This is a genomic window from Variovorax sp. 01T439_2 (genome assembly GCF_056398445.1).
The window spans coordinates 1-4,639 of sequence record NZ_JBFTPJ010000446.1 but is presented as its reverse complement, the minus strand read 5'-3'; the positions used below and the strand labels follow the sequence as shown (position 1 = coordinate 4,639).

Here is a 4,639-nt window from a genome sequence, read left to right as displayed (position 1 = left end):
CGATCCCAAGGGCAACAGGATGGCGGCCATCAACATCCGCTGCCTCGAAGGCATCGACCTGGATGCAGTGCCGGTGCAGCATTTCGACGGGCGTTCGAAGTAGGCCCTGGGGCAGTCACCGGCTTGCGCCGGCACGGCCAATCCCGTACGCTGGCCTGGCGTCCACGTGCAGCACCCGAGCCCTTGCGGGCCGCCGGGCCGGTCTTGCGGGCGCGTAAGGAGTGCATGCCATGCCAAGCCGATCGAACGGCCTTGCGGCCGAAATGCAGGCCGTGCGAACGCTGGCGCTGGTGGGTGCCGCAGCCGCCGGCAAAAGCTCGCTGGCCGAGAACCTGCTGCACAAGGCCGGCGCCATCGCAGCCTGCGGCAGCATCGAGCGCGGCAGCACCGTCAGCGATCACGACCCGCTCGAGCGCCGCATGCAGCACTCGCTCAACGCATCGGTGATGCACCTCACGCACGGCGGCACGCGCATCCACCTGATCGACACGCCCGGCGGGCCCGATTTCCTCGGCCAGAGCCTGCCGGCGCTGGAGGCGGTCGAGACGGCGGCGGTGGTCATCAATGCCGCGACCGGCATCGAGCCGATGACGGTGCGCATGATGGAGTACGCGGCCTCGCGCCACCTGGCGCGCATGATCATCGTCAACAAGATCGACTCGCAGGGTGTTTCGCTGGCGGGCCTGCTGGCGGACATCCAGGCCACCTTCGGCCGCGAATGCCTGCCGCTGAACCTGCCCGACGGGGTCGGCCGTCAGGTGGTGGACTGCTTCTTCAACCGCTTCGGGCAGTCCGACTTCGGCCCGGTCGAGGCGGCGCACCGCGCGCTGGTGGAGCAGGTGGTCGAGGTCGACGCGGCCTTCGTCGACCGCTACCTCGAGGAGGGCGACGTGGATCCGGCCGAGCTGCACGCGCCGCTCGAACAGGCACTGCGCGAAGGCCACCTGATCCCGGTGTGCTTCGTCTCGTCGCGCAGCGGCGCCGGCGTGGCCGAACTGCTGGACGTGATCGTCAAGCTGCTGCCCGATCCGACCGAAGCCAACCCGCCGGACTTCATCGTTGGCGAGGGTGCAGAGGCCAGGCCCATGGAGGCCAGCCCCGACCCGTCGCTGCACGTGCTGGCGCATGTGTTCAAGGTCACGGTCGACCCCTATGTCGGCAAGCTGGGCATCTTCCGCGTGCACCAGGGCACGGTCACCCGCGACAGCCAGCTCTACATCGGCGACGGACGCAAGCCCTTCAAGGTGGGGCACCTGTTCATGCTCCAGGGCAAGGATCACGTCGAGGTGTCGCATGCGGTGCCGGGCGACATCGTGGCGGTGGCCAAGGTCGAGGAGATCCATTTCGATGCCGTGCTGCACGACGCGGCGGAAGACGCCCACGTGCACCTCGCGCCGCTGCCGTTTCCGGTGCCGGTGCACGGCCTGGCCGTGGAGCCCAAGCGACATGGCGACGAGCAGCGCGCCTGGGAGATCCTCGGCAAGCTCGCGGCCGAGGACCCGTGCCTGCGCATCGAGCACGTGGCCGCGACCAACGAGACGGTGCTCTACGGGCTTGGCGAGTTGCACCTGCGCATCGTGCTCGAGCGCCTGCGCGAGGTGTACCGCTTCGAGGTCCAGACGCGGCCGCCGCGCATCGCCTACCGCGAGACCGTGAGCGCGCCGGCCGAGGGCCACCACCGCCACAAGAAGCAGACCGGCGGCGCCGGCCAGTTTGCCGAGGTCTTCCTGCGCATCGAGCCGCTCGCGCGCGGCGCGGGTTTCCAGTTTGGGGACGAGGTCAGGGGCGGCGCGATCCCGGGCCAGTTCATTCCCGCGGTGGAGAAGGGCGTGCGCGAGGTGCTGGCGTACGGCGCAATCGCAGGCTACCCCGTGGTCGACGTGCGCGTGGTGGTGTACGACGGCAAGCACCACAGCGTCGACAGCAAGGACATCGCCTTTGCGACCGCCGGCCGCAAGGCCTTCATGGCCGCGATCCGCGAGGCCCGGCCGGTGGTGCTCGAGCCGATCGTGCAGATCGAGATCGCCGTGCCCGAGCATGCCGTGGGCGACGTCACGAGCGACCTGTCGGCTCGGCGCGGCCTGGTCACCGGCACCTCGGGCCTGGGAGGCGGCACCGTGGCCATCGGCGGGCAGGTGCCCGAGGCCGAGCTCGCCAGCTATCAGTCGCGGCTCAATGCAATGACCAGCGGCCAGGGCCGCTACACCATCGCGCTGTCGCACTACGAAGCGGTGCCGCCGGCGGTCCAGCAGGCGCTGGTGAGCCAATACCAGGTGCGTGACGAGGAATAGCATCGCGCCTGCCGTCCACGCTGTACCGAGGCGGCGTGTGACGCCGACCATCGAACGGCGGCACCATGCGTCGGGCTCGAACGCCAAGAGCCCAGTAGCCCGTGCGCGAGACCGAATGCAACGTCCGATCCGAGTCGACGGGTATCGCGGCTACAACGAGACATCGAACCGACGGCGGAAGTCGCCTGGCGTGCATCCTTCAATGCTGCGAAAGAACTTGGTGAAGTTGGTCGCCTCATCGAAGCCAAGCCGCTGCGCGATGACGGAAATCGGCGTCTCCGTATGTACGAGCAGGCGCTTGGCTTCCAACGCAAGGCGCGAGGCAATAAAGGCCTTCGCACCGACGCCAGCCACCGCACTGCAGATGCGAGTAAGAGTCTTCTCGGAACATCCCATGGCATGTGCATAGCGCGAAACGTGATGCCACTGATGCACCTTCGCGTCCAAAAGCCGTTTGAAAAGACGAAAGCGCTCCGGCGCGTCGGCCGATGCTCCAGCGGGCGGCTGTTGCTCGGTGTGAAAGATGTGCAGCCGCATCACGAGCGTTGCCAGTTCACTCTGGAGCAGCCAGTTCAGCAGCGGTTGCCGGGCTTCGAGCACGCACTCCTCCTCGAGCCGCGCGAGCGTGTCGGCCAAGAACCGACCCGTCGACCGATCGAGGCGCAGATGGCCAGGAAGCGCATCGATCAGTTCAGGCATCTGAAGGCGTTCCTCGCCTTGCGAAGCCTGCAGCAGTTCGGGTCTGAACAGCAGGAGGTTTGCGTCCCAGCGGCTTCCCGGGCCGAAGCGGTGAACCTGTCCGGGCCGGATGGTCAGCAGCGATCCCGCGCCACACTCGATGTGCCTGAAGTCCACCACAGCGCGGCATTTCCCGCGTCTGACGTGCACGAACATGTGAAAGTCGTAGCGGTGGTGACGCTGGAGGTGGGCTTGGGGCACCCTTCGTCTTAAGTCCGACATAGAGAAGACCTCGAGATCCAGTGTGCTCTCGGCCGAGGGCCGATATTGGACCTGCTCGATATCGATGGGTCTCGTTCCGCGCGGCATCGACCCATTCTGTCCGATATTCACCATTCAGCAACCGACTTTGATCGTGTCGAACACGCCGGCAACTCGAACAATATGGGTACGCGGGCACCGGGCGGCCACCAAGCCCCGCGTCCCATCCCGATAGACATTCCGAGGCGACAGATGCAAACCACAAACCGACAGTTCATGACTCGCTTCGTGGAGTTCATCAACACAGCGGACCCGCGGCTCGCCACAGAGTTGGTTTCTCCGGACGCCGTGTTTCAAGTTCCTGGGCGCGCCGAACCCGTGCGCGGGCCACAAGGCTACCTGGAGATCATCGGGATGATGCGCGGCGGATTCCCCGACGTTCAATGGACTCTTGAGGAAACCGTCATCGAAGGCGATGTCATCGCTGCGCGATTCACGATGCGTGGGACGCATCGCGGAGCTTTTTTCGGCGTGCCTCCCACAGGCAAGACGATTGCCGTGCAAGCGCTGAACATTTATCGATTCTCGACCGGGAAGATCGTCTCCGAAGTGGGGCAACCGGACCTGCTCGGACTGATGCAGCAGATCGGCGCATTGCCGCGTTCCTGAGGCCCAAGGCTGGACCAAAGGACCGCTTCCGCTGCATCGCTGCCGCGCGGGTAGGGATGGAGCAAACCTTGTGGGCGGCCAGGCCGTCGCGCTCTACCGCAATTTCGCTGCGTCGAAGATCCGTCGCTTGGCGTTGAGGATATGGAGCCGTGTTGCCTCGGCGGCGTCGGCCGGGGATCGTTTCTCGATGGCGTCGAGGATCTGCTGGTGCTCCATCTGGACCAGCCGGACACGCTCGACGGTCATCTTCGATCGCACGCTGCGCGCCAGTTCCATGAATTGCCTGATGGGCGCGACACTCGTTTCGACGGCGGCCACGAAGAACTGGTTGTGCGAGGCCCTCGCGATCGCCCTGTGGAAGCGGACGTCGTCTTCGATGCCTTTGTTTCCACCCTCCATGGCCAGGGTCTGCGCTTCCAGGCAGGCTCTGATCGTCGTCAGGTCGTCGGCAGTGCGGAACTCCGCCGCGGCGGCCGCCGCCCCCGATTCAACAACTGTGCGGTAGGCGTAATACCGCTCGATGTCCGAATAGTTCCTGATGGGGGGCATGCTCGATGCCGGTGTCCCGGGGGCCCGCACGACCTGGCTGCCGGAGCCGCGGCGGGACTCGATGATCCCGTCCGACCGCAGCCTCGACAGTGCCTCCCGGACGGTCGGCCGCGAGACCCCGAATTGCGAGGCCAGTTCGCTTTCCGTCGGCAGCTTTTTCGAGTCGACGTAGTCCCCGCGCAGGATGGCTT

Annotated in this window: 4 protein-coding genes and 1 pseudogene; 3 read left to right on the top strand and 2 right to left on the bottom strand. The window is 66.2% G+C overall.

Going from position 1 to position 4,639, the window contains the following annotated elements:
- Together AC1DOC_RS20030 and fusA are read left to right on the top strand one after the other, a co-directional pair.
- A pseudogene (locus tag AC1DOC_RS20030) lies at positions 1 to 103 on the top strand (GFA family protein); the annotation flags it as partial.
- Between the two features lie 127 nt (positions 104 to 230).
- Positions 231 to 2,291 carry an elongation factor G gene (gene fusA, locus AC1DOC_RS20025; RefSeq protein WP_015865596.1) on the top strand — a complete coding sequence of 687 codons (2,061 nt, stop codon included), beginning with the start codon at positions 231 to 233 and terminating at the stop codon, positions 2,289 to 2,291.
- 150 nt (positions 2,292 to 2,441) lie between these two features.
- Here the strand turns inward: fusA and AC1DOC_RS20020 are convergent, their stop codons facing one another.
- Positions 2,442 to 3,338, bottom strand: coding sequence for a helix-turn-helix domain-containing protein (locus tag AC1DOC_RS20020; protein ID WP_015865595.1), 897 nt, complete (start codon positions 3,336 to 3,338; stop codon positions 2,442 to 2,444).
- A gap of 144 nt (positions 3,339 to 3,482) precedes the next feature.
- On the opposite strand from AC1DOC_RS20020, the gene AC1DOC_RS20015 reads away from it, so the two are divergent.
- Positions 3,483 to 3,899, top strand: a complete 417-nt coding sequence (locus AC1DOC_RS20015; protein WP_015865594.1) for an ester cyclase — start codon at positions 3,483 to 3,485, stop codon at positions 3,897 to 3,899.
- A gap of 93 nt (positions 3,900 to 3,992) precedes the next feature.
- Here AC1DOC_RS20015 and AC1DOC_RS20010 read toward each other — a convergent pair.
- The coding region (locus AC1DOC_RS20010; protein ID WP_478130353.1) for a FadR/GntR family transcriptional regulator at positions 3,993 to 4,639 on the bottom strand (647 nt) is incomplete at its 5' end.